The 23544-nt window shown below is 71.2% G+C and carries 20 protein-coding genes and 3 tRNA genes; 17 read left to right on the forward strand and 6 right to left on the reverse strand.

The genetic code is table 11. The features are described 5' to 3' along the window. Window positions 1–52 precede the first annotated feature (52 nt). From EMA17_RS43700 to cimA, 8 genes are all read left to right on the forward strand, one after another. Window positions 53–1774, forward strand: coding sequence for a PP2C family protein-serine/threonine phosphatase (locus EMA17_RS43700; RefSeq protein ID WP_126642794.1), 1722 nt, complete (start codon window positions 53–55; stop codon window positions 1772–1774). Between the two features lie 61 nt (window positions 1775–1835). Then, window positions 1836–2660 carry a hypothetical protein gene (locus EMA17_RS43705; RefSeq protein ID WP_246127281.1) on the forward strand — a complete coding sequence of 275 codons (825 nt, stop codon included), beginning with the start codon at window positions 1836–1838 and terminating at the stop codon, window positions 2658–2660. Window positions 2661–2691: 31 nt separating this feature from the next. Beyond that, window positions 2692–3516 carry an FHA domain-containing protein gene (locus tag EMA17_RS43710; protein WP_126642795.1) on the forward strand — a complete coding sequence of 275 codons (825 nt, stop codon included), beginning with the start codon at window positions 2692–2694 and terminating at the stop codon, window positions 3514–3516. Between the two features lie 80 nt (window positions 3517–3596). Continuing rightward, on the forward strand, window positions 3597–3989 hold the full coding sequence (locus EMA17_RS43715; RefSeq protein WP_078979204.1) for an FHA domain-containing protein: 393 nt from the start codon (window positions 3597–3599) through the stop codon (window positions 3987–3989). A 208-nt stretch (window positions 3990–4197) separates the two neighbouring features. After that, window positions 4198–5787, forward strand: coding sequence for a phosphoglycerate dehydrogenase (gene serA / locus EMA17_RS43720; RefSeq protein WP_126642796.1), 1590 nt, complete (start codon window positions 4198–4200; stop codon window positions 5785–5787). A gap of 494 nt (window positions 5788–6281) precedes the next feature. Continuing rightward, the gene (locus EMA17_RS43725) at window positions 6282–7325 is read left to right on the forward strand and encodes a 3-isopropylmalate dehydrogenase (RefSeq protein ID WP_078975292.1); all 1044 of its coding nucleotides are present in this window, start codon (window positions 6282–6284) and stop codon (window positions 7323–7325) included. 244 nt (window positions 7326–7569) lie between these two features. Next, on the forward strand, window positions 7570–8700 hold the full coding sequence (locus EMA17_RS43730; RefSeq protein ID WP_126642797.1) for a branched-chain amino acid aminotransferase: 1131 nt from the start codon (window positions 7570–7572) through the stop codon (window positions 8698–8700). 335 nt (window positions 8701–9035) lie between these two features. Next, a complete protein-coding gene (cimA, locus tag EMA17_RS43735; protein ID WP_126642798.1) occupies window positions 9036–10664 on the forward strand; it encodes a citramalate synthase in 1629 nt (542 codons plus the stop codon). Between the two features lie 19 nt (window positions 10665–10683). Here cimA and EMA17_RS52795 read toward each other — a convergent pair whose 3' ends face one another. The 5 genes from EMA17_RS52795 to EMA17_RS43760 all read right to left on the reverse strand — a co-directional run bounded on the left by EMA17_RS52795 (window position 10684) and on the right by EMA17_RS43760 (window position 16887). After that, a complete protein-coding gene (locus tag EMA17_RS52795; protein WP_170222351.1) occupies window positions 10684–11169 on the reverse strand; it encodes a hypothetical protein in 486 nt (161 codons plus the stop codon). Window positions 11170–11458: 289 nt separating this feature from the next. Further along, complete coding sequence (locus tag EMA17_RS43745) at window positions 11459–12049, reverse strand: GTP-binding protein (RefSeq protein ID WP_078975288.1); 591 nt, start codon at window positions 12047–12049, stop codon at window positions 11459–11461. Then, window positions 12030–12509: a DUF742 domain-containing protein gene (locus EMA17_RS43750; protein ID WP_371863148.1), complete on the reverse strand. Its 480-nt coding sequence runs from the start codon at window positions 12507–12509 to the stop codon at window positions 12030–12032. Before EMA17_RS43750 ends, EMA17_RS43745 begins: the two co-directional genes overlap by 20 nt. Beyond that, complete coding sequence (locus EMA17_RS43755; RefSeq protein ID WP_020553297.1) at window positions 12401–12829, reverse strand: roadblock/LC7 domain-containing protein; 429 nt, start codon at window positions 12827–12829, stop codon at window positions 12401–12403. The genes EMA17_RS43750 and EMA17_RS43755 overlap by 109 nt, the downstream gene beginning before the upstream one ends. Next, on the reverse strand, window positions 12826–16887 hold the full coding sequence (locus EMA17_RS43760; protein WP_160161784.1) for a sensor histidine kinase: 4062 nt from the start codon (window positions 16885–16887) through the stop codon (window positions 12826–12828). Before EMA17_RS43760 ends, EMA17_RS43755 begins: the two co-directional genes overlap by 4 nt. A gap of 518 nt (window positions 16888–17405) precedes the next feature. On the opposite strand from EMA17_RS43760, the gene EMA17_RS43765 reads away from it, so the two are divergent. From EMA17_RS43765 to EMA17_RS43785, 5 genes are all read left to right on the forward strand, one after another. Then, the gene (locus EMA17_RS43765; RefSeq protein ID WP_126642800.1) at window positions 17406–17588 is read left to right on the forward strand and encodes a hypothetical protein; all 183 of its coding nucleotides are present in this window, start codon (window positions 17406–17408) and stop codon (window positions 17586–17588) included. A 172-nt stretch (window positions 17589–17760) separates the two neighbouring features. Then, complete coding sequence (locus EMA17_RS43770; protein ID WP_126642801.1) at window positions 17761–18561, forward strand: fumarylacetoacetate hydrolase family protein; 801 nt, start codon at window positions 17761–17763, stop codon at window positions 18559–18561. Between the two features lie 184 nt (window positions 18562–18745). Then, window positions 18746–18817: transfer RNA gene (locus EMA17_RS43775), tRNA-Gln, on the forward strand. Between the two features lie 50 nt (window positions 18818–18867). Beyond that, window positions 18868–18943: transfer RNA gene (locus EMA17_RS43780), tRNA-Glu, on the forward strand. Between the two features lie 49 nt (window positions 18944–18992). After that, window positions 18993–19065 (forward strand) — tRNA-Glu (locus tag EMA17_RS43785). A gap of 177 nt (window positions 19066–19242) precedes the next feature. Here the strand turns inward: EMA17_RS43785 and EMA17_RS43790 are convergent. Then, the gene (locus EMA17_RS43790) at window positions 19243–19968 is read right to left on the reverse strand and encodes an IclR family transcriptional regulator (protein ID WP_026218813.1); all 726 of its coding nucleotides are present in this window, start codon (window positions 19966–19968) and stop codon (window positions 19243–19245) included. Between the two features lie 219 nt (window positions 19969–20187). On the opposite strand from EMA17_RS43790, the gene leuC reads away from it, so the two are divergent. The 4 genes from leuC (at window position 20188) to EMA17_RS43810 (ending at window position 23520) form a co-directional block, all read left to right on the forward strand. Further along, window positions 20188–21600 carry a 3-isopropylmalate dehydratase large subunit gene (leuC, locus tag EMA17_RS43795; RefSeq protein ID WP_126642802.1) on the forward strand — a complete coding sequence of 471 codons (1413 nt, stop codon included), beginning with the start codon at window positions 20188–20190 and terminating at the stop codon, window positions 21598–21600. A 3-nt stretch (window positions 21601–21603) separates the two neighbouring features. After that, window positions 21604–22200: a 3-isopropylmalate dehydratase small subunit gene (gene leuD / locus EMA17_RS43800; RefSeq protein ID WP_126642803.1), complete on the forward strand. Its 597-nt coding sequence runs from the start codon at window positions 21604–21606 to the stop codon at window positions 22198–22200. A gap of 142 nt (window positions 22201–22342) precedes the next feature. Continuing rightward, window positions 22343–22603, forward strand: a complete 261-nt coding sequence (locus EMA17_RS43805; protein ID WP_371863149.1) for an SCO5555 family protein — start codon at window positions 22343–22345, stop codon at window positions 22601–22603. A 116-nt stretch (window positions 22604–22719) separates the two neighbouring features. Beyond that, window positions 22720–23520, forward strand: a complete 801-nt coding sequence (locus EMA17_RS43810; protein ID WP_126642804.1) for an HU family DNA-binding protein — start codon at window positions 22720–22722, stop codon at window positions 23518–23520. Window positions 23521–23544: the final 24 nt, after the last annotated feature.

The following is a 23544-nucleotide window of genomic DNA, read 5'->3' on the forward strand; positions in this document are numbered from 1 at the left end:
ATCGCCGCACCGGACTTGCCGTTCCGGTCCGACATCGTGGAGCGTGAGACACATGAGGGGCAGAGGGGACTCGGGTCGGGAGACGACCGTGCCGGCTCGCGGTGGCTTCCCGGAACGGACGCTGCGGCAGGACGAATTGCGCGCGGAGCGGCCGGCCGCGGTCGACGACGACATCTTCGGCGACCTCTACCTCGACTTCGAGGACGCGCCGACCCGGGCGCCGGTCGAGCCGCCGGCCGCACCGGAGCCCGCGGCCGAACCCGCCGTCGAGGCGCGGGCGCCACGGGGGTTCGACGACACCTTCGCGGCCGGGACGGATGACCCGGCGGACCCGGCGGACCGGCCGGAATTCGACCACGACGCCGACCCGGCGCGGCGGCCGGATCCCGACCACGCGCCGACCGCGGTCGGCGAGCCCGACGGCGCGGCGCGGGCGGCGTCCCCGTGGGACCGGGCGCCCCGACCGGCCGAGACCGTCGGGGCCGGGGGGCAGGACGCCGCGCCCGACCCGGTGCCGCACACGGTGACCCCGCCCGCGGTGCGCTCCGAGTCCCGGGCCGAGGCGGTGCCCCCGCCGCCCACGATCGCCGCCGCCGGTTCCACCGACACCACGCTCGCCGCCGCGCACGCGGTGCCGCCCCTGCCCACGGTGCCGCCGATGCCCACGGCGCCGCCGCGCGTGCCGGAGCCGCCGTACGCGCCCGAGGCGGCCCGGGTGCCGCAGACGCCGTACGCGCCCGAGGCGGCGCGCGGGCCCGAGACGCCCCACGCGCCGGAGGAGGCCCCGACGCCCGAGTCGCGGACCGAACTGCTGCCGGTCGCCGTGCCCGTCGACGAGGCCGCCGAGGGGGCCGCCGAGGAGCCCGACGAACTCGACGTGCCCACCACCTCGCGCAGCGACAGCCTGCGCCGCGCCGAGGCGACCGAGGAGGAGATCCGGGCCCGCAGCGGCCCGCCGCTCGGCGTGCAGGCGTCCGCCTGGTCCACCTCCTCCCACCCCGGCCGTCGCCGGGCCGCCCGCCGCGAACGGCGCGGCCTGGGCCCGGAGCTGACCGCCCGGGACAACGACGACCGCTACGCCGCGACGGGCGAGGTGTTCATCGTCGCCGACGGCCTCGGCGGCCACCCCGCCGGTTGGTACGCGGCCGACGTCGCGGTCCGCACCCTGGTGTCCGAACTCGCCGCCGCCGACCTGGCCGCGGGCTGGAGCGACCGGCTCGGCGCCGCGATCGCGGTGGCCGACCTGGCGGTGCGCCGGCACGGGGTCGCGCAGTACGAGGGCATGCGCACCACCGTGGTGGCCGCCGTCCTGCAACACGGCCGCCTGCACCTGGCCGGGTGCGGCGACAGCGTGTGCTGGCTGGTCCGCGGCGGCCGGGCGTTCCGGCTCACCGAACAGGGCAACGCCGCCGAGTTCGGCCGCCCCTGGCTGCTCACCTCCACCCCCCTCGGCGGCTCCCAGGCGCCCGAACCCGAATTGCAGCGCATCGAACTGCACCCCGGGGACCGTGTGGTCCTCGCCACGGACGGCGTCGGCCACCTGCCCGACGAAACGGTCGCCGACCTGGTGCACGGCGACCCCTTCCACGCCGCAACGACCTTGACCAGGACGGCCGTCGAGAGCGGTGACGACGACGCCACGGCGGTCGTGGTCGAGTGCGACGCACTGCCCGTTCCGGAAGGTCATCGCTCCGGCGCCGACCCCAGGGAACAATCGGAGGATGCGTCGGGTACCCCCGGGGCCCTACGGTCGGACGGCGGAACGGCCTGGTGACGGTTCACCGGGCGAAGATGGGCGATGCCCCAGGGCGGGGCACGAGACCGGACGGATGGCGATGCTCGAACTGATCCTCACCGTGGCGACGTCGGACGACGCCGACCAGCAGGAGTCGGACCTGGCCCGGCCGCGCACGGTGAAGGTGCAAAGCGAGCCCGGCAAGAAGATCGCGATCGGCCGGGACCCGTCGCGCTGTGGCCTGGTCACGCCGAAGGACTGGCGCTTCGTATCGCGCGTGCACCTGGAGTTCGTCTACTCCCTGGAACGCGGCTGGAGCGTGGAGTGGCTCCAGGGTTCGCACCCGCGCCCGGTGGCGCTGGTCCAGATCGACCGCGAGGGCGTGTCCGAACCGGTGCCCTACGGCGCGACGCTGCCGCTGGGTTCGCTGCGCCCGGGCCGGGTGGTGGTCACCGACCTCGCCCGGCGACGTCGGGTCCTGGTGGAGTGGCGGGTGTCCCTGCCGCAACGCCCCGGCGAGGAGCCGACCGAGCCCGACGTCGGCGTGCCCGAGACCCAGGACGTCGCGCCGTTCGTGTTGCAGAACCGCCTCTCCGAGACGGAGATGGAGGTGCTGGCCGCGCTGTCCTGCGACTGGGTGCACGGCCGTCCGGTCAAGCGCGCCAAGTCGACCAAGGAACTGTGCGACCTGCTGCACCTGTCGGCCGCCACGGTCGAGCGGTACAAGACCAAGTTGCGCCGCGAGTTCTACAGCTCCGGCCTGTGCCCGGAGCTCAACTCCCTGCTCGGTCCGAACTACCTCGACACCGTGCGGCACGTGCACGGCGGCTGGGACCTGATAGCGCAGACGGCGGTCACCCACGGAATAACGGGACGCGGTCCCTGCCCGTGTGGTGCCGACGCCCCGCACGCGGGTACCAGGTGAGCGGTGGGACCCGGGAGGGGGCGAGGGGAAAATGCTCGAACTGAACATGTCGTTCACGGCGTTGGAGGACGGTCGCGAGGCGGAACGTGATCCGCTGCCGAACCCCAAGAGCGTGCGTACGCCCGGTGTGGCGGGCACGCGGGTGTTCGTGGGCCGCGATCCCAGCACGTGCCGACCGCTGCTGACTCCGCACGACTGGCTGTTCGTCTCCCGCAAGCACCTCGTGTTCGAGTACAGCGAGGACCGCGGCTGGACGGTGGAATGGCCGCGCGGGACGCGGGACACACCGGTGGCGATCGTGCGGATCAAGCGCGGCGAGACGTCGCAGGACATGCCGTACGGCGCGATCCTGCCGCTGCCGGCGCGGACCAGCGGCAGCATCCTGGTCAGCGATCTGGCCCGTCGACGCAGCGTGGTGCTCGCGTGGCGGGCGATGCAGCCGATCCGGCCGTCGGACCCGGCCGGTATCGCGCGCGGCGCCGGGGTGGACACGACCGACGTGGGCCCGGAGCAGTTGCGCGCCAAGCTGCACGGGGTGCGTCTGGAGGTGCTGGCGGCGATGTCGTGCGACTGGATCCACGGCCGGGCCACCAAGCGCCCCCGCACCACCGACGAGTTGTGCGAGATGTTGTACATGGCCAAGGCCACGGTCGAGCGCTGCAAGACCGAATTGCGCAGGGATTTCTACAGTTCGGAGCTTTGCCCCGAACTGAACCATCTGTTGGGACCCGACTATCTGGACACCACCCCGCACGTCCACGGCGGGTGGGACCTGATCGCGCAGACCGCGGTCGTCTGCGGCATTGTGGGTGGCGAACCGTGCCCGTGCGCCCGGCGCGGCGGGTCGATCGACTGAACGGCGAGCCGGCCCGAGGGGTGGGACGGCACGGGGGACCGACCGAGGATCTGACGACCAGGAGCGTGGGGGAGGAACCGGTGCTCGATCTCAACATGGCGTCGACGTCGGGGGCGGACGACGCGGCGACGGTTGCCATGCTGATGGCAAGCGCGCCGAGCCGGCCGGGGGCGACGTTGGCGGTCGGTCGCGACGCGACCCGCTGCCACCTCGTGACACCGGCCGACTGGCTGTTCGTGTCCAGGGTGCATCTCGAATTCCAGTGCGGCGACGACGGCATCTGGTGGGTCACCTGGCGGCGCGGCTCGCAGGACGCGCCGGTGGCCGAGGTGCAGGTCGACGACGGCGAGGCACGCCTGCTGCCCTACGGCGGCACCGCGCCGTTGCCCCGGCCCGGGTCCGGCGAGGTGGTCATCCTCGACCTCAACGGGCAGCGCCGGGTCACCATCGGCTGGTTCCTGGCGGCCGACTGAGCACCGCCGCGGGCCGCCCGGAGCGGCCCCGCCGATCGGCACCTCGACCTGACTGACCATCAGAAATTGTGCCTCGTCCGCCCGCGTCCACACATCGGACATCTGTGAAGTCCTTCACAAGGCGGCGGTAGGATCGGCCACGCGTCAGGCCACCCGTCGTGCGGCTTCGCGCGCGACCACCCGTCATCGCAGCAGGCGAAGGAAAACCGTGAGCAAGCCCGTCGTTCTGATCGCCGAGGAACTGTCGCCGGCCACCGTCGACGCCCTCGGACCCGACTTCGAGATCCGCCACTGCGACGGTGCCGACCGCGGTGAGCTGCTGTCCGCGATCGCCGACGTCGACGCCATCCTGATCCGCAGCGCCACCAAGGTGGACGCCGAGGCGATCGCCGCGGCCCGGCAGCTCAAGGTCGTCGCGCGCGCCGGTGTCGGTCTGGACAACGTCGACGTCCCCGCCGCCACCAAGGCCGGCGTGATGGTCGTCAACGCGCCGACCTCCAACATCGTCACCGCCGCCGAACTGGCCTGCGGCCTGATCATCTCGGTCGCGCGCAACATCCCGCAGGGCAGCGCCGCGCTCAAGAACGGCGAGTGGAAGCGCAGCAAGTACACCGGTGTCGAGCTGTCCGAGAAGACCCTCGGCGTGGTCGGCCTGGGCCGGATCGGCGTCCTGGTCGCGCAGCGCATGTCCGCGTTCGGGATGAACATCGTGGCCTACGACCCCTACGTGCAGCCCGCGCGCGCCGCGCAGATGGGCGTGCGACTGCTCACCCTGGACGAGGTCCTGGAGCAGTCCGACTTCATCACCGTGCACCTGCCGAAGACCCCGGAGACGCTGGGTCTGATCGGCGAGGACGCGCTGCGCCGGGTCAAGCCGACGGTGCGGATCGTCAACGCCGCGCGCGGCGGGATCGTCGACGAGGTCGCGCTGGCGTCCGCGCTCAAGGAGGGCCGGGTCGCCGGCGCCGGGCTCGACGTGTTCGCCAAGGAGCCGTGCACGGACAGCCCGCTGTTCGAGTTCGACAACGTGGTGGCCACGCCGCACCTGGGGGCGAGCACCGACGAGGCGCAGGAGAAGGCCGGCGTCGCGGTGGCGAAGTCGGTGCGGCTCGCCCTCGCCGGCGAGCTGGTCCCGGACGCGGTCAACGTGCAGGGCGGCGTGATCGCCGAGGACGTGCGCCCGGGTCTGCCGCTGGCCGAGAAGCTGGGCCGGATCTTCACCGCCCTGGCCGGCGGCGTCGCGGTCCGCCTCGACGTCGAGGTGCGCGGCGAGATCACCCAGCACGACGTGAAGGTGCTGGAGCTGGCGGCGCTCAAGGGCGTGTTCGCCGACGTGGTGGAGGAATCGGTCTCCTACGTCAACGCCCCGCTGCTCGCCCAGGAGCGCGGCGTGGAGATCCGGCTGACCACCGGTTCGGAGAGCCCCGACCACCGCAACCTGGTCACCGTGCGCGGCACGCTCGCCGACGGCGAGGAGATCTCGGTCTCCGGCACGCTCGCGGGCCCCAAGAACATCGAGAAGATCGTCGAGGTGCACGGCTTCGACGTGGACCTGGTGCTCACCGCGCACATGGTCTTCCTGCGCTACGCCGACAAGCCCGGCGTGGTCGGCGTGATCGGCCGCCACCTCGGCGAGGCGGGCGTCAACATCGCCGGCATGCAGGTCGCCCGCGCCGCCAAGGGCGGCGAGGCGCTGGTCGCGCTCACCGTCGACACCACGGTCGAGCCGCACATCCTCAACGCCATCGCCGAGGAGATCGGCGCCGCGTTCGTGCGCTCGGTGAACCTGGAGGACTGACCGCGCTTCGCGCGGCCCCTTGTCGCCGCGCCGCGCGACACGACGTCCGCCGCTTCGTCCGCAAGGCCCGGGAGGTTTCCTCCCGGGCCTTCGGCATTTCGTCCGGGGCCGTGTCCCGTCGGCCGGACCACGCCTGGGCCGTTCGGGGGGAGTCGGTCTCAGATAGTAGGAACTCCGAGTAAATTGCAGACATCGATGTCGTTCGTCGCCTACCGTGAAGGAAGACGGCTCCTTCCGTTTCCGGAAATCCCCGTACGGCAGGAAATTTCGGCACGCCCACAAGGCCCTCGCACGTGTCCGTCGCACACCGTGTAGTCGCCAGCCTTGTGAAGGAAGTGCAGTCATGGACGAAACCACGCGCCGCAACGCCGCCCGAGCCCTCCAGCGCGCCCTCGACCGGCGCGACAACGGAGGCCCGGCCGACGAGGAGCGCTGAGCGTCCCATCATCCGGACGCCACATGTCGGCCCATGGGACGAAAGGTAGGGTCCCCGCATGTCTCGCAGCATTCGTCTCGCAGTGGTTCCCGGTGACGGCATCGGCCAGGAAGTGGTCGCGGAGGGCCTGAAGGTCCTTGGCGCCGTACTCCCCGCCGACGTCAAGGTGGAGACCACCGAGTACGACCTCGGTGCCCGCCTGTACCACCGCACGGGAGAGACGCTGCCCGACAGCGTGCTCGCCGAGTTGCGCGACCGGGACGCGATCCTGCTCGGCGCCATCGGCGACCCGAGCGTGCCCTCGGGGGTCCTGGAGCGGGGCCTCCTGCTCAAGCTCCGCTTCGCCTTCGACCACCACGTCAACCTGCGCCCGGCCCGCCTGGCGCCGGGCGTCGTCTCACCCCTCGGACCCGACGCGAAGATCGACTTCGTGGTGGTCCGCGAGGGCACCGAGGGCCCGTACACCGGCAACGGCGGCTCGCTGCGCACCGGCACCGAGCACGAGGTGGCCACCGAGGTCAGCGTCAATACCGCGTTCGGCATCGAGCGGGTCGTGCGCGACGCGTTCGCCCGCGCCCAGGCCCGGCCGCGCAAGAAGCTGACCCTGGTGCACAAGAACAACGTGCTGGTCCACGCCGGACACCTGTGGACCCGGATCTTCCAGGCCGTGGCCGCCGACTTCCCCGACGTCACGACCGACTACCTGCACGTGGACGCGGCGACCATCTTCATGGTCACCCAGCCCGAGCGCTTCGACGTGATCGTCACCGACAACCTCTTCGGCGACATCATCACCGACCTCGCCGCCGCCATCGCCGGCGGCATCGGCCTCGCGGCCAGCGGCAACATCAACCCGTCGGGCGAGTTCCCGTCCATGTTCGAGCCGGTGCACGGCTCCGCGCCGGACATCGCCGGCCAGGGCAAGGCCGACCCCACCGCCGCGGTGTTGTCGGTGGCCATGCTGCTCGAACACCTCGGCCGGACCGAGGAGGCCCGCCGGGTCGAGGCCGCCGTGTACGCCGACCTCGCCGAGCGGGCGACCCTCGGCGCGCGCACCACGTCGCAGATCGGCGACGCGCTCGCGGCCCGAGTAGCCGGCTGACTCGCCGGCACCACCACGTCCGTCGACCGGGACCGTCGACGCGTGCCCCCTGCCGGACCGGCGAGTCGGTCGTTCGGCGGGACGGGGGCCGCGCCTGTCGGGATCCCGGTCGACTGCGTTAACGTCTCACCGGGTGGAACGCGGGTGCGGTTCCCGGGACACTTCCAGTACGTCCATGTGCGGGAAGCCGGGTACCCGCAGCCCCAGCCCCGCCATACTCCACGGTGAAGGACGAGAACCAGCCATGACGACTGCCGCCCCACAGGAGCCCGCCCTCCAGGCATCCCTGTCGATCGACCTCAAGCCCACCGCGCATCCGCTGAGCGACACCGAACGCGCCACGCGCCTGGAGAACCCCGGCTTCGGCCGCGTGTTCACCGAGCACATGGTCACGATCAAGTGGAGTGCCGGACGCGGTTGGTACGACGCGCAGCTCACCCCCTACGCGTCCCTGGACATCGACCCCGCGAACATGACGCTGCACTACGCGCAGTCCATCTTCGAAGGGCTCAAGGCCTACCGCCGCCCCGACGGCGGCGTGGCCACCTTCCGGCCCTACGCCAACGCCGAGCGCTTCCAGCGCTCCGCGCGCCGCCTGGCCATGCCGGAGCTGCCCCAGGACCTGTTCGTGGCCGCGGTGGACGCGCTGATCCGCCAGGACATCGCCTGGGTGCCCGGCGAGCCCGAGGAGAGCCTGTACATCCGGCCCTTCATGTTCGCCACCGAGGTCGGACTCGGCGTGCGCCCCTCGAACGAGTTCCTGTTCGTGGTCATCGCCTCGCCCGCGGGCCCCTACTTCGCGGGCGGCGTCAAGCCGGTCTCGGTCTGGCTCTCCCAGGAGTACGTGCGCGCGGTGCCCGGCGGCACCGGCGCGGCCAAGTGCGCCGGCAACTACGCCGCGTCCCTGGTCGCCCAGGCCCAGGCCATCGAGCAGGGCTGTGACCAGGTGGTCTGGCTGGACGCGGTGGAGCGTCGCTGGATCGAGGAGATGGGCGGGATGAACCTGTACTTCGTGTACGGGGAGGGCGAGGACGCGCGGATCGTCACCCCGCGCCTGACCGGCTCGCTGCTGCCCGGCATCACCCGCGACTCGCTCCTGCGGCTGGCCGCCGACCGCGGCTACGCCGCCGAGGAGGCGCAGATCTCGGTCGACGACTGGCGCGAGGGCAACGCGAACGGCACCCTCACCGAGGTCTTCGCCTGCGGCACCGCCGCGGTGATCACCCCGGTCGGCTCGGTCAAGTCCAGCACCGCGAGCTGGACCGTCGGCACGGGCGAGGCGGGCCCGATCACGATGGAACTCCGCAAGGCCCTGGTCGACATCCAAACCGGCCGGGCCGAGGACGTGCACGGCTGGACGCACACGATCGCCTAGGCACGACGGCGGCCTCCGACCGACCCCCGGCACCGACGAGCCGGGGACGCGGCCGGGGGCCGTCCCCGCGGTGATCCGCGGCTCGCACCGACCACATGGTGAGACCGCCCGACCACGCGCCGCCGAGTATGCCAAAATCATGAACCATGCAGCAGTGGCTCATTATTAGCCGCAGCGTGCCGGCAACGGGCCGATCCCCCCACAAGGGGTGAGCGAACCGCCCACCGCCCGCACGCAGACCTCTCGCGACCGCGAGGGGTCTTTTTGTTTGCCGCGCCACCCATGCGGTGAGCACCCGCGCGCGGGCCCGCCATTTCTGACCTATGGGAGAACCCATGCACCCCACGACGACCGACCCGAGCTCCTTCCACGTCTTCGACACCACGCTCCGGGACGGTTCACAACGCGAGGGCATCAACCTCACGGTGTCCGACAAGCTCACCGTGGCCCGCCATCTGGACGACTTCGGCGTCGGCTTCATCGAGGGCGGCTGGCCCGGCGCGGTACCGCGCGACACCGAGTTCTTCCGCCGGGCCAAGGACGAACTGCGGTTGGTCAACGCCGTCCTGGTCGCCTTCGGCTCGACCCGCAAGGCCGGTACCACCGCCGCCGCCGATCCCCAGGTGCAGGCCCTGCTGGACTCCGACGCGCCGGTCGTGTGCCTGGTGGCCAAGTCGCACGACAAGCACGTCTCGCTCGCGCTGCGCACCACGCTCGACGAGAACCTGGAGATGGTCCGGGACACCGTCGCGCACCTGTGCGCGCAGGGCCGCCGGGTGTTCGTCGACTGCGAGCACTTCTTCGACGGCTACCGGGCCAACCCGCGATACGCGCTGAGCGTGGTCGCCGCCGCGCACGACGCCGGGGCCGAGGTGGTCGTGCTGTGCGACACCAACGGCGGCATGTTGCCCACCGGGGTCCGCGAGATCGTCACCGAGGTACACGCGAGCACCGGGGCCCGCCTCGGCATCCACGCGCAGGACGACACGGGCTGCGCGGTGGCCAACACCCTCGCGGCCGTCGAGGGCGGCGCCACGCACGTCCAGTGCACCGCCAACGGCTACGGCGAACGTGTCGGCAACGCCAACCTGTTCCAGGTGGTCGGCAACCTCGAACTCAAGCAGGACATGCGCGTGCTGCCCGAGGGCAAGCTGCGCGAGATGACCCGGATCTCGCACGCGATCGCCGAGGTGGTCAACCTCGCCCCCTCCACCCACCTGCCCTACGTGGGCGTGTCCGCGTTCGCGCACAAGGCCGGCCTGCACGCGTCCGCGATCAAGGTCGACCCCGACCTGTACCAGCACATCGACCCGGCCCGGGTCGGCAACGACATGCGCATGCTGATCTCGGACATGGCCGGCCGCGCCTCGATCGAACTCAAGGGCCGCGAGCTGGGCTACGACCTCTCCGACGACAAGGACCTGGTCGGCCGGGTGGTCAACCAGGTCAAGGAGCGCGAGGCGGCGGGCTACACCTACGAGGCCGCCGACGCGTCGTTCGAACTGCTGCTGCGGGACGAAAGCCTGGGCCGGGCACGGTTCTTCGCCCTGGAGTCGTGGCGCGCGATCAGCGAACAGCGCGGCGACGGGGTCCCGGTCAACGAGGCGACGGTGAAGCTCCACGCCAAGGGCGAGCGGATCGTGGCGACCGGTGAGGGCAACGGCCCGGTGAACGCGCTCGACCGCGCGCTGCGGCTGGCCCTGGAGCGCATCTACCCGCAGCTCGCGACGTTCGAGCTGATGGACTACAAGGTTCGGCTGCTGGAGGGCCGCCACGGCACCGACGCGATCACGCGTGTGCTGGTGGAGACCACCGACGGCAAGCAGGAGTGGAGCACCGTCGGGGTCGCGGAGAACGTGATCGCGGCGTCCTGGCAGGCCCTGGAGGACGCGTACACCTACGGACTGCTCAAGGCGGGCCTGACCCCCGGTGTACACCACACCGAGGGTCCGAACGGCGCGTAGCGGCCGATGTGATGAACCGTCAGGGGCGGCCGGGGCGGAACGAACGCCACCCGTCGCCCCACGGTTCGTCCCAACCCGCCGGCAGCGGCGACAGGGCCCCCGGCGGCGGGGCCGGCAGCACGGACGGAGCGGGCGGGGCGGGCGGAGCGGCGGGCGGCACGGGAGTGGCCGGCGTCGCCCGGGGCTGCGGCGGAGTCGGCGGGGCGGGCGCGCGCACGGGGGAGGAGGCCAGCGGACTGGCCGCGGTCATCGGGTTCGGCGGCAGCAGCGGTTCGCTCTCCTCGAGACGTGCCAACTCGCGTCCGACGGCGAAGCGTTCCAGGCGCCCCCGGACCTCTTCCGGCTCCCGGGAGACCGATAGCTCCCGATCGAGGCCGAACTCCTCGGCCGCCGCGCCCGGCAGCAGGTTCGCCTGCGGGGGCCTTCGCGGCAGCCCCGATTCGGTCGTACCGTCGACCATCGGAAGGCGGGCCGCTTGTGCCGCGCGCCTGCTGTTGTCGTCCACCGAACCCCACCTCGGTTCGTTGTTGGGCCTGCGCCTCAAAACGTTCTGATATCAATTGGGCAACAGATGGCTATGGGAGGACCCTAGCAATGCGTGAGCCGAGGCGGGGACTCGGCCGGGCATGTCGCCGCGTCCTGTCACACGTTTGTCGAATTCCCCGTACAACCCTCGGGAATCCCGCCCCGTGCGTTCGCACGGCGACAACACCTCAGGCGAACCCCGCAATGGGATTCGCCTGAGGTGTGTTGGTGCACGATACGAAAAAAACAGGTGGAACAGGTACCGAAGGTCAGCGCAGGCGAGCCATCAGAGCATGCTCGACCAGCGTGATCAGGGTCGACTTGGCCGATTCGCGGCGCCGTGCGTCACAGCTCACGATCGGGGTGTCGGGCCCTATTTGCAATGCCTCGCGGACATCCTCCGCGTGGTGGGTCTGCAATCCGTCGAAGCAGTTCAACGCGACGATGAACGGCAGACCGCTGTTCTCGAAGTAGTCGATCGCGGGGAAACAATCGGCGAGTCGGCGGGTGTCCACCAGAACCACGGCGCCGATCGCGCCGCGGACCAGGTCGTCCCACATGAACCAGAATCGGTGCTGACCCGGAGTACCGAACAGGTACAGGATCAGATCCTCGTCCAGCGTGATGCGACCGAAGTCCATCGCGACCGTGGTGGTCTGCTTGTCCGGCGTCGCCGACAGGTCGTCGACCCCGGCGCTGGCGGACGTCATGACCGCTTCGGTACGCAGCGGAGCGATCTCCGAGACGGCACCGACGAGCGTGGTCTTGCCCACGCCGAATCCGCCGGCGACGACGATTTTCGCCGACGTGGTGGAGGACCTGGCGGGGACCGGGCCCGGGCTAGAGCTTGCGAAGTCCACTGAGCACCCTTTCGAGCAGCGTGACGTCCGGCTGCCCCTGGTCGTTCCCGGGCTGGTGGATGACCACCAGGCCGGCTTCGGCGAGATCCGCGACGAGGACGCGGGCGACACCGAGCGGGATGGTGAGCAGAGCCGAGATCTCGGCTACCGACTTGACCTCCCGACACAGCGCGCAGATGCGCTGGTGCTCGGGCAACAGGCCGGGTGGATTGGCCACCTGAGGTGTCGTGGTGACCAAGGCCTCCAGCGCGAGCTGATAGCGAGGCCGGGTACGACCACCGGTCATGGCATACGGGCGGACCAGGGTCTCGTGAAACTCCTGGTCCCCGTGATCGGACATATCCGAAGGTGTCATCGCGGCAGTGCACCTTGGAGTTCGGCGCGCAGCGCCGGCGTGAGCACGGCGCCCGCGCGATCGACGAGCAGGGCCATCTCGTAGCCGATCAGGCCGATGTCGCACTCCGGCGACGCCAGCACGGCCAACGAGGAGCCGTCCGAAATCGACATGATAAAGAGGAAACCCCGTTCCATTTCCACGACCGTCTGGGTGACGTGCCCGCCCTCGAAGATACGGGACGCACCCTGGGTCAGGCTGGTCAAACCCGATGCGACGGCGGCGAGCTGGTCGGCCCGGTCGCGAGGGAAGCCCTCGGACAGGGCGAGCAGCAGGCCGTCCGCGGAGACCACGACCGTGTGCGACACCCCGGGGGTGTTGTCCACGAAGTTCGTGATCAGCCAGTTCAGGTTCTGCGCGGCCTGGCTCAACGACTTCTCAGTCATGCCTGCTCCTGGTTGTTCTCGTCACGAGGTCGAGGGGCGGATCCCCCGGCCCCGGCGGTGCGACCCTGCTGGATGCCCCGGCGGAAGTTGGTCAGCCGTCCACGGACCTCGTCGGGCGACCGGGACAGGCCCGGCCCGCTCGGCGCGGTCGGTCGACCCGGCTCCCGACGGGACCCGGCCGCGGCAGAGCCCGCACCCGTGTGACCCGGGGCCTGAGCCCCGCCGGACTGCTCGACGCCGCCCGGCACCAGGTTGGCGCGGGGTACACGTCGGGGCAGGCCCGCTCCGGTGGTGCCACCCGAGGACGGCTCACGAGCGGCCTCGGCCGCGCGCCAACCGTCGTCACCCGCGGAGTACCAACCCGACTGCGGCCCCTGCGGGCCGCCGGCGGGAGAGACCGCGGCGGACTGCTCGACGACCTCGTCCGGCTCCGTCGGCGTCCCGAACATGTCGGTGGCGGGCTGCTGACGCCCACCTCCGAACGCCGGTGCCGGCTCGGCCGGTGCCTGCGGCGGATTGGTCGCCATCGGCACCCGACGGTCGAGATCGCCCAACGGACCCGGATCCGGGAGCGCCTGCTCGCCTGCCGGTACGGCTCGCTCCCCGCCTCGCGGCGTGGAACGGACCTGCGCGGCACGCATCCGACCGCCGCGGTTGCCCTGGCGGTGGAACCAGTCCGACTCGAGTGTGTCGAAGATGGGAAGCCTACCGTCGTCCCCGGTGCTCGGGGGCGCACTCATGTCCAACTCGGACGGAGCAGGCACCTGTTCGGCGATTTCCTGCGCACCGACGGGCGCGAACGGACCGGTTTCCGAGCGACCCGGACCGGCCGGCTCGAACGGCGAGACCGTCGGACGCACATCACCCTGCGGGCCGCGGACCTGCTCGGCCCGGGTGTGCTCGTCCTGCTCCGACCGCACCGGCAGGGGACGCGCCTGCGCCGGACCGCGCAGCACGGGCAGCGCGTCGCCGGTGTCCATCCCGAGTTCGTCCCCGGACTCGGTCGCCCGCTGCGGCAGTTCGTCGCGACGGGTCAACTCCTCCCGGCGCGGCGCGTCGTAGCCGGACGGCACCTCGGCCGGCGGCGCGACGGGCTCGATCGGCGGCAGCGGTGCCACCGGGGTGAGTTCGTCGTACTCGGTGCCCCAGGTCGGACGCTGCGGCTCGTCCCGCAGCGGTGCGAGCTCCGCACCCGGGCCGCCGAACGGCTGCCCGGACTGCTCGTATCCGAGCGGGTCGACGTCGGCCGCGGGGCGCGGCTCGTCCGCGTATCCGAACGGGGACGCGAACTGCGAGGTGTCGCCCGCGCGTACGCTCCCGTCGCCGAACTGCGGCGCGGCCGGGAAGGACCCGGTGTCGGTGCCGAACGGCGCCTGCTGCGCCTCGACGCCGAGGTTGTCCTCGACGGTGCCGAACATCGGCGCCGGCGGCGCGGCCGGGAAGGCGCCCGTGTCCTGGTCCCGGGCCGGCGGCCCGACCGGTGCGAACGGGTTGTCCGAACCGGGCGTGGCCGGCGGCGGCGAACTCGGCGCGCGGTGCGCGCCGGTGCTGTGTACGCCCGGCTCGCCCGCGAACGGGTTCACCGTGCCCGGGTACGGCGTGTCCTGCCCGGTGGAGGCGTCCTGGAAGGAGGGTGCCTCGAAGGACTGGGTGCTGCCGTAGGACGGCTCCTGCTGCACCGGCGCCTGGGCGGGCCGGTCCTCCGCGACCGGCGTCGGCTGGGGCGGCTGGTTGATCGGCTGTACCGGCGTCTCGGCGCTGCGCTGCGGCAGTTCGCGCCGCCGGTTGCGCTCCTGCGCCCGGCTGCCCACCCGGGGACCGGGCAGGGCGGGCGCGGCGGGCGTGGCCGAGGGCAGTTCCTCGCTCCAGCCGGACACCGCCGCCGCGGTCTTGTCGCCGCCCTTGCTCCACCCGTCGCCGCCACCGGGGCGGTCGCCCTGGATGAGCTCGATCGGGAGCATGACCAGCGCGGTGGTACCGCCACCCTCGCCCGGCCGGAGCTGGACGCGGATGCCGTGCCGGGTGGCCAGTCGGCCGACCACGAACAGACCCATGCGACGCGAGATGGAGACGTCCACCACCGGCGGACGGGCCAGCCGCTGGTTGGCGTCGGCGAGGTCGTCGCCGGTGAGCCCGATGCCGTTGTCGTGGATCTCGATCAGCGCCCGGCCGTCGGGAAGGATGTGGCCGGTGACGCGGACCTTGGTGTGCGGGCTGGAGAACGTGGTCGAGTTCTCCAGCAACTCGGCGAGCAGGTGCACGAGGTCGTTGACCGCGCGACCGGCGATGTCGGTGGTGGGCAGTGCGCCCAACTCGACCCGCTCGTACTGCTCCACCTCGGAGGCCGCGGCGCGCAGCACGTCGACCAGCGGAACCGGTCGGGTCCAGCGCCGGCCCGGCTCCTCGCCCGCGAGCACCAGGAGGTTCTCACCGTTGCGGCGCATGCGGGTGGCGAGGTGGTCGAGCTTGAACAGGTTGGCCAGCTGGTCCGGGTCCGCCTCGCGGTTCTCCAGGTCGGAGATGAGCGCGAGCTGACGCTGGATCAGGCTCTGGCTGCGGCGCGAGAGGTTGACGAACATCGAGTTGACGTTGCCACGCAGCAGGGCCTGTTCGGCGGCGAGTCGTACGGCCTCGGCGTGCACCGCGTCGAACGCGCGCGCCACCTGGCCGATCTCGTCCCGGGACAACACGCCGATCGGCTCGATGGCCAGGTCCACGTCGCCGGGGTCCGACTCGGAGAGCCGGCGCACCGTCTCGGGCAGCCGCTCCTCGGCGACCTCGAGCGCGGACCGACGCAGCGTGTTGAGCGAACGCACCAGCGAGCGGGCCACGATCACGCCGAGCAGGATGGTGATCAACAGCGCGCCGACGACGAGGATCGTGTTGACGAGGGCGTCGGTACGGGCCTGGTCGCGCAGGTCCTTTGAGGTGGCGATCAGCTTCTTGCCCAGCTGGGCCTCGACCTGACCGAGCGCGCCGATCTTGTCCGTGGACAGCGTCCACCAGGTCTGCTGGTTGAAGTCGGCGATGTTCTCCAGCTTGGCGTTGCCGCCGGGCTTGGGAGCGGACACCGCGGCGCCGACCATGCCCTTGAACTGCTGGAAGGCCTCTTCGACCAGGGTGATCTTGTCCCGGCTGACGCCCGACTTGTACAGCGCGCTCCAGTCGGTGGGGGCGACGCTGGTGAACGCGCGGATCGCGTTCTGCTCGCCCTCGTTCAGCCGCGCGAGCGTCTCGCCCGCCTCCAGCGGGAGGTCGTTCGGCTTGAGCGCGTACGCGACGACCGCGGCCCGCTGCGAGGACGCGTACGCCTTCGCCTCGCCGAACGAACCCAGCGCGCGGGCGCCCTGGATCAGGTCGGCGTCACGGGTGATCTCGGGCGCCTCCTGGTTGATCTGCAGCAGCTGCAGGATCATCTTGTTGTAGGCGTCGATCGTGCTGCGGGTGCTGGTCTTGAAGGCGTCCTGACGGGTGCGGTTCAACTCCGTCAGCGAGTGGCCGATGTCCTTGAGCGTGGCACCGAGCACCGGCATCGAGTCGGTGTTCAGCTTCGCGGCGGTCGCGTTGTAGACGGTGACCTGGTCGTCGGTGGTCTTCTTGGCCTTGTTCACCTCGCCCGTCAGATCCGCCGGCGGAGCCACGCTCGCCTGCGCGAGCAGGTCGCGTTCCTGCTCCAGCCACGCGGCCAGCGTCGACGCCTGGTCGATGATGGCCGATGCCTTTTGCACCGTGTCCATCTCTTGCGTCTTGTCGATCGACGACTGGATACGCAGGCCGCCGAGCAACGCGGCGACCACGACCGGGAGCAGGAGCAGCGCGGTGATCCGGGTACGGATGCGCCAGTTCCCGATCGAGAACAGCAACTTGAGCCGGGACGGTGCCGCCCCGGCGGGCCGGGCTGCCCCGGCGCCGGCTATGGAATCCCCGACGGGGTCGGGGGTCTCGTTGGCGTCCTGGGGTCCGCTGGCTTGCTGCGGGGCTCGCACCTCCGGCGTGGCGGGGCCGGCCGTGGCCGGGGCCCCTGCGGAGTCGTGCTGCTTCTTCCGACGTCCCTGCACTAGCGTCGCAACCTCTTGTGACCAGTCGTTAGACCCGCCGGTAAGGCGAGGCTCGTGTGCGCGTAAATCCCTGGATTCGCGTTCTTCCCAGGGCACCTCCGTCGCGCTCGCGCGACAAGGTGAAGGAACTCCGCTTGTTGGGAACCACCCCCGTGGTCGCAGGCATTTCAGCACAGCCACGGGGCCGCAACAAGATAGCGGGGTCCTGACAAACCATGATTCAACCCGATCTCGGCAGTTAAGCCGTTTCGGGTGGTAATCGACCGGTATTAACGGACGATCAGGGGCAAAATGCCATACGTTTGTCGAGGTTCCGGGGAGGTGAAAATCACATATTGATGTGCCGGCTCGAACACCTGGTGTAAACCGTGATGTGCGGTCGGTAAGCAGCAGCCGTGGGTGACCCGTGACCACCCCCGACGTAACCACGGGTAATCTTGGCGGGCAAGACCGCACAGGGTGCACGACATCGCACCCCGCGCGCATCTGTGGACGAGAACGAGCGAGAACCGGGAACCGTGGACACCATCAGCACGCACCGCCCCAGCACGGCCAACCCCAGGCGTACGCAGGTCGACGCGGTGCTGCCGCGTCAGCGCACGGCAGAGGCCGCGCAGTCGGTCATCGCCGAGGTGCGCACCGCGAACCCCCGGCGGACGAACCTGATGGACGCCCCGGTCGACGCCGCCGCCTCGGTCTGAGCCGCCGCCGACCCGGATCCACCGCCGGCCGCACTCGTCACACCCCTCGCGCCCTTCGTACCGGTCACACCCGTCGCCCCCGCACCCGTCGCGGCGCGACGCCGAGCCGGGTCGGGCCCGCGTAGCCTTGGGCACGTCTCGTTCGTGACTCTCCGGCAAGGGTGACCCCATCGTGCGCATCGCCAGGTTCTCCACCGACGATTCCGTCTCCTTCGGGGTGGTGACCGGCGACGCCGACCGACCCGAGTCGCTGGTCGTGCACGCCCTCGCGGGCCACCCCTTCGGCGAACTGCGGCCCACGGGCGCGCAACACGCGCTGTCCTCGGTACGCCTGCTCGCGCCGGTGCTGCCCAGCAAGGTGGTGGCGATCGGCAAGAACTACGCCGCGCACGCCGCCGAGATGGGAAGCGCGCTCCCGGACGCGCCGATCACCTTCCTCAAGCCGTCCACGTCCGTGATCGGACACGGCGACGGCATCGCGTACCCGCAGATCTCCGACGAGGTGCACCACGAGGCCGAACTGGCCGTGGTGATCGGCCGGATGTGCCGCGACGTGCCCGCCGAGCGGGTGGCCGAGGTGATCTTCGGCTTCACCTGCGCCAACGACGTGACCGCGCGCGACCTGCAGCGCACCGAGGGCCAGTGGGGCCGGGCCAAGGGCATGGACACCTTCTGCCCGCTGGGCCCGTGGGTGGAGACCGACATCACGCTCGACCAGGTCACCGACGGCGAGGGGTTGACCGTGGCGTGCACGGTCAACGGCGAGGTGCGCCAGGCCGGCGGCACCGGGCAGATGATCCGCACCGTCGCCGAGTTGATCGTGCACGTCACCCAGGCGATGACGCTGCTGCCCGGCGACGTGCTGCTGACCGGCACACCGGCGGGGGTCGGACCGCTGCACGTGGGCGACCGGGTCTCGGTCACCGTGGGTGGCGTCGGCACACTCACGAACACCGTGGTCAAGCGCGGCTGAACGGGTCGTCCGGGCACGTCGTGGGCGGGCCGGCCGGACTTGTGGTGGTTCGAACGGGGGGTCGGTAACCCGTTTTGGTCACGCGCGCCTCATCGGGTAAAGTTCTTCTCGTGCCGCCCCGCAAGGGAGCGGCACGGAGCGAAGTCCTCGCAAAAGCCCCCGGGTAATGCGAAGGACCGAGCATTGGGGTATGGGGTAATTGGCAGCCCGACGGTTTCTGGTTCCGTTAGTCTAGGTTCGAGTCCTGGTACCCCAGCCGCATCGCCTTCGGGCGATGTCGCTGGTAAGAGTTGATGATTGCGATCTGGCCCCGTTGTGTAGTGGCCTAGCACGCCGCCCTCTCAAGGCGGTAGCGCGGGTTCGAATCCCGTCGGGGCTACCAGATCGTCACCGTGTCGCCTCGGCGGCCCGGAGCAACACCGGCAATACGAGGCCCCGTTGTGTAGTGGCCTAGCACGCCGCCCTCTCAAGGCGGTAGCGCGGGTTCGAATCCCGTCGGGGCTACCTCGAAGAAGAAGACCTCTCGCAGTCGCGGGAGGTCTTCTTCGTTTTCCCGGGCGCGGGTGCCGATGTGGGCGGCGACGCGGGAGACGCGTGGGTGGTCGGGTGCGCGGGCCGCGTCGGGGGATCGCGCCGGCGGTGGTGGCCCGGACGCCCGGCGGCGTCCGGGGCGGACGGGCGTCAGACCTCCACCTGGGCCCGGCGCAGTGCGTCGGACAGCTTGGCGGCGGCCTCCATCACGGCCTGCGCGTGCAGCCGCCCGGGGTGCCGGGTCAGCCGCTCGATCGGACCGGAGACGGACACGGCGGCCACCACGCGGTTGCTGGGGCCGCGCACGGCGGCGGAGACGGACGCGACGCCCGGCTCGCGTTCGCCGATGCTCTGCGCCCAGCCGCGGCGCCGCACACCGGAGAGCGTGGTGGCGGTGAACCGCGCGCCCTGCAGGCCCCGGTGCAGCCGCTCCGGCTCCTCCCAGGCGAGCAGGCACTGCGCCGCCGAACCGGCCTTCATCGGCAGCGTGCTGCCGACGGGGACGGTGTCGCGCAGGCCGGAGAGCCGCTCGGCCGCGGCCACGCACACGCGCATGTCGCCCTGGCGTCGGTAGAGCTGCGCGCTCTCGCCCGTGATGTCGCGCATGTGCGCGAGCACCGGGTGCGCGGCGGCCAGCAGCCGGTCCTCGCCGGCCGCGGCGGCCAGCTCGGCCAGTCGCGGGCCGAGCACGAAGCGGCCCTGCATGTCGCGGGCGACCAGACGGTGGTGCTCCAAGGCGACCGCGAGTCGATGCGCCGTGGGCCGGGCAAGACCGGTTATGGCGACGAGTCCCGCGAGCGTGGCGGGACCGGCTTCGAGCGCGGCCAGCACGACAGCGGCCTTGTCGAGAACGCCGACTCCGCTAGAGTTGTCCATGCCTTGATATTGCCGTCTCGGATTACGAGACGCAAGTCCGCGCTCGGCCCCGGTGCCGGCACAGTGGCGCAACGCGCCGAGCCGACCACCGGAGAACAGCCGGGAAGCGTCGGGACGTGGGCACGCGTCAGGGCGTCGATCGCGGATACGGAATCAGCCGCACCCGCGCGACACGAGGGACACACAGCGCCGGCAATGGCGCCGGCCGGAGGGACAGCGATGGGACGGACACTCGCGGAGAAGGTCTGGGACGCACACGTGGTGCGTCGCGCGGAGGGCGAGCCGGACCTGCTCTACATCGACCTGCACCTGCTGCACGAGGTGACCAGTCCGCAGGCGTTCGACGGTCTGCGTCAGGCCGGTCGTCCGGTCCGGCGCACCGATCTCACGATCGCGACCGAGGACCACAACACGCCGACGCTCGACGTCGACAAACCCATCGCGGACCCGGTCTCGCGCGCCCAGATCGAGACGCTGCGCAAGAACGCCGCCGAGTTCGGGGTCCGGATCCACTCGCTGGGCGACGTGGAACAGGGCATCGTGCACGTGGTCGGCCCGCAGCTCGGGCTGACCCAGCCGGGTACGACCGTGGTCTGCGGCGACAGCCACACCGCGACCCACGGCGCGTTCGGCGCACTGGCGTTCGGCATCGGCACCAGCCAGGTCGAGCACGTGCTGGCCACCCAGACGCTGCCGATGGCGCCGTTCAAGACGATGGCGGTGACGGTCGAGGGCGCGCTGCCCGAGGGCGTCGGCGCCAAGGACCTGATCCTCGCGGTGATCGCGCGGATCGGCACCGGCGGCGGTCAGGGCTACGTCATCGAGTATCGCGGCCAGGCGATCCGCGACCTCTCGATGGAGGGCCGGATGACCGTGTGCAACATGTCGATCGAGGCCGGCGCGCGGGCGGGCATGATCGCCCCGGACGAGACCACGTTCGCGTACCTGGACGGCCGCCCGCACGCGCCGCGGGGCGCCGACTGGGACACCGCCGTCGCGCACTGGCGGAGCCTGGTCACCGACGAGGACGCGGTGTTCGACAAGGAAGTGGTGATCGACGCCGCCGAACTCTCGCCGTTCGTCACCTGGGGGACCAACCCCGGCCAGGGCGCGCCGCTGGCCGAGTCGGTGCCGGACCCGGTCGCGATCGTGGACCCGGTCGAGCGCGCGGCGGCCGAGAAGGCCATCGCGTACATGGGTCTGACGGCGGGCCAGAAACTGCGCGACATCGCGGTGGACACGGTCTTCGTCGGCTCGTGCACCAACGGCCGGATCGAGGACCTGCGCGAGGTGGCCGACATCGTCAAGGGCCGCAAGGTCGCCGACGGTGTGCGGATGCTGGTCGTTCCCGGCTCGGTGCGGGTCTCGCTCCAGGCCGTTTCCGAGGGCCTGGACAAGGTGTTCACCGAGTTCGGCGCCGAGTGGCGCTACGCGGGCTGCTCGATGTGCCTGGGCATGAACCCCGACCAACTCGCCCCCGGCGAGCGCAGCGCGTCCACGTCCAACCGCAACTTCGAGGGACGGCAGGGCAAGGGCGGCCGTACCCACCTGGTCTCGCCGCAGGTCGCGGCCGCGACCGCCGTGCTGGGCCACCTGGCCGCCCCCGCCGACCTGAGCACCGCAGGAGTCTGAGCCATGGAAGCCTTCACCACCCACACCGGAACGGCCGTCCCGCTGCGCGAGAGCAACGTGGACACCGACCAGATCATCCCCGCGCACTGGCTCAAGAAGGTCACCCGCGACGGTTTCGAGGACGGTCTGTTCGAAGCCTGGCGCAAGAACCCGGAGTTCGTACTCAACCGCCCCGAGCGCGCCGGTGCCACGGTTTTGGTGGCCGGTCCCGACTTCGGCACCGGGTCCTCCCGGGAGCACGCCGTATGGGCGCTGCAGAACTACGGGTTCAAGGCGGTGATCTCGGCGCGCTTCGCGGACATCTTCCGCGGCAACTCGCAAAAGGGCGGGCTGCTGACCGTGGTGCTGCCGCAGGAGACCGTCGAACGCCTGTGGGCGCTGACCGAGGCGGACCCGACCGCCGAGATCACCGTCGATCTGGTGGGTCGTCAGGTGCGCGCGGGCGAGCTCGTCGCCGACTTCGAGATCGACGACTACACCCGCTGGCGCCTCCTGGAGGGGCTGGACGACATCGGTCTGACCCTGCGTCACGAAGACGACATCACCTCGTTCGAGGCGGACCGGCCCGGTTGGCTGCCGCGCACCCAGCCGGTGGGCTGATCACGAACTCCCTTGCGCAGTAGGCCGATCGGCCGAAAATGAACGGCGGGACGCGGTCGCGTCCCGCCGTTCGCGTGTTCGGGGTTCGCCCCAATGGCCGCCCCGTTGTGCCCATAGCCGGATGAGCTGTCACAATTGCGGTGTGGAGCACCAAGGCCGACACGTGAACGAGTTCGAAGAAGTGGAACTCTTCGCCGAACTGGCCACCCGGTTGAAGGTCGCCCACGCCCGGGTGCGTAGGCTCCGACTACCGAACGAGGCGAAAGTGGCGCTAATACGCCGCTTGTTGGTCATCACCGACGCGGCAAAGCATGATTTGGCGGACGCCGACCGGCGACTGACCAAGTTGATGGACGAGTTGGACGCGGGGCCCGCGAGTTCGCGGGACACCGCCGAAGCCTGAATCCGTTGCGACACAAGGGTGATTCGCCCGTTCGGTAATTGCTTCGGCACTTTTGGATGCTTAGCGTGCCCAATGCCGGCTGAACTGTCCCGGCATCGGTTTCCGAAGGGGAAGACGTGAACAAGGCGCAGCTCGTCGAGGCGGTCGCTGACCGACTGGGTGGCCGCAAGGCCGCCGCAGAGGCAGTCGATGCCGTCCTCGACACCATCGTTCGTGCGGTGACGGCGGGAGACCGGGTGTCCATCACGGGCTTCGGCTCGTTCGAGAAGGTGGACCGTCCGGCTCGATACGCCCGCAACCCGCAGACCGGTGAGCGGGTGCGCGTCAAGAAGACCTCGGTGCCGCGCTTCCGCGCGGGCCAGGGCTTCAAGGACTACACCAGCGGGACGAAGAAGCTCCCGAAGCCCAACGTGAAGAGCGCGGCCGCCAAGAGCAGCCCCACTCCGCGCGTGGTCGCGACGGACGCCGCGGCGCCCGCCGCGAAGGCGACCACCCGCAAGACCACCGCGACGACCAAGGCGTCGGCGAAGCCGGCGACCTCGCGCGCCGCCGCGGTCAAGACCCCGGCCGCCACCACGCGCAAGACCGCGGCCGCGGCCAAGACCACGGCGACCGCGAAGCCCGCCGCCAAGAAGGCGACCAAGGCGCCCGCGACCAAGGCGCCCTCGACCAAGGCGGCGACCAAGCCGGCCGCCGCGAAGAAGGTCACCGCCAAGGCCGCGACCACCACCAAGGCCACCACCACCAAGGCCGTCAAGAGCACCCCGGCCGCGGCCAAGGCTCCGACGACCAAGGCGAAGGCGACCAAGGCCGCGCCGAAGGCCGCGACCGCCAAGCCGGCCGCGGCCAAGCCCGCCGCCGCCAAGGCGCCCGCGGCCAAGAAGCCCGCGACCAAGCGCGCGGCCAAGAAGGCCTGACGCGACGGACTTCGCGAGTCGGCG

The sequence above is a fragment of the Embleya hyalina genome (genome assembly GCF_003967355.1).
Lineage (GTDB): Bacteria > Actinomycetota > Actinomycetes > Streptomycetales > Streptomycetaceae > Embleya > Embleya hyalina.

What these genes read in the sequence shown, in the direction of transcription:
- EMA17_RS43790 (WP_026218813.1), bottom strand. Translation starts at nt 19,968, where the DNA reads ATGGACAACTCTAGCGGAGTCGGCGTTCTCGACAAGGCCGCTGTCGTG.
- leuC (WP_126642802.1), top strand. Translation starts at nt 20,188, where the DNA reads ATGGGACGGACACTCGCGGAGAAGGTCTGGGACGCACACGTGGTGCGT.
- EMA17_RS43710 (WP_126642795.1), top strand. Translation starts at nt 2,692, where the DNA reads ATGCTCGAACTGAACATGTCGTTCACGGCGTTGGAGGACGGTCGCGAG.
- leuD (WP_126642803.1), top strand. Translation starts at nt 21,604, where the DNA reads ATGGAAGCCTTCACCACCCACACCGGAACGGCCGTCCCGCTGCGCGAG.
- EMA17_RS43700 (WP_126642794.1), top strand. Translation starts at nt 53, where the DNA reads ATGAGGGGCAGAGGGGACTCGGGTCGGGAGACGACCGTGCCGGCTCGC.
- cimA (WP_126642798.1), top strand. Translation starts at nt 9,036, where the DNA reads ATGCACCCCACGACGACCGACCCGAGCTCCTTCCACGTCTTCGACACC.
- EMA17_RS43755 (WP_020553297.1), bottom strand. Translation starts at nt 12,829, where the DNA reads ATGACTGAGAAGTCGTTGAGCCAGGCCGCGCAGAACCTGAACTGGCTG.
- EMA17_RS43705 (WP_246127281.1), top strand. Translation starts at nt 1,836, where the DNA reads ATGCTCGAACTGATCCTCACCGTGGCGACGTCGGACGACGCCGACCAG.
- EMA17_RS43730 (WP_126642797.1), top strand. Translation starts at nt 7,570, where the DNA reads ATGACGACTGCCGCCCCACAGGAGCCCGCCCTCCAGGCATCCCTGTCG.
- EMA17_RS43725 (WP_078975292.1), top strand. Translation starts at nt 6,282, where the DNA reads ATGTCTCGCAGCATTCGTCTCGCAGTGGTTCCCGGTGACGGCATCGGC.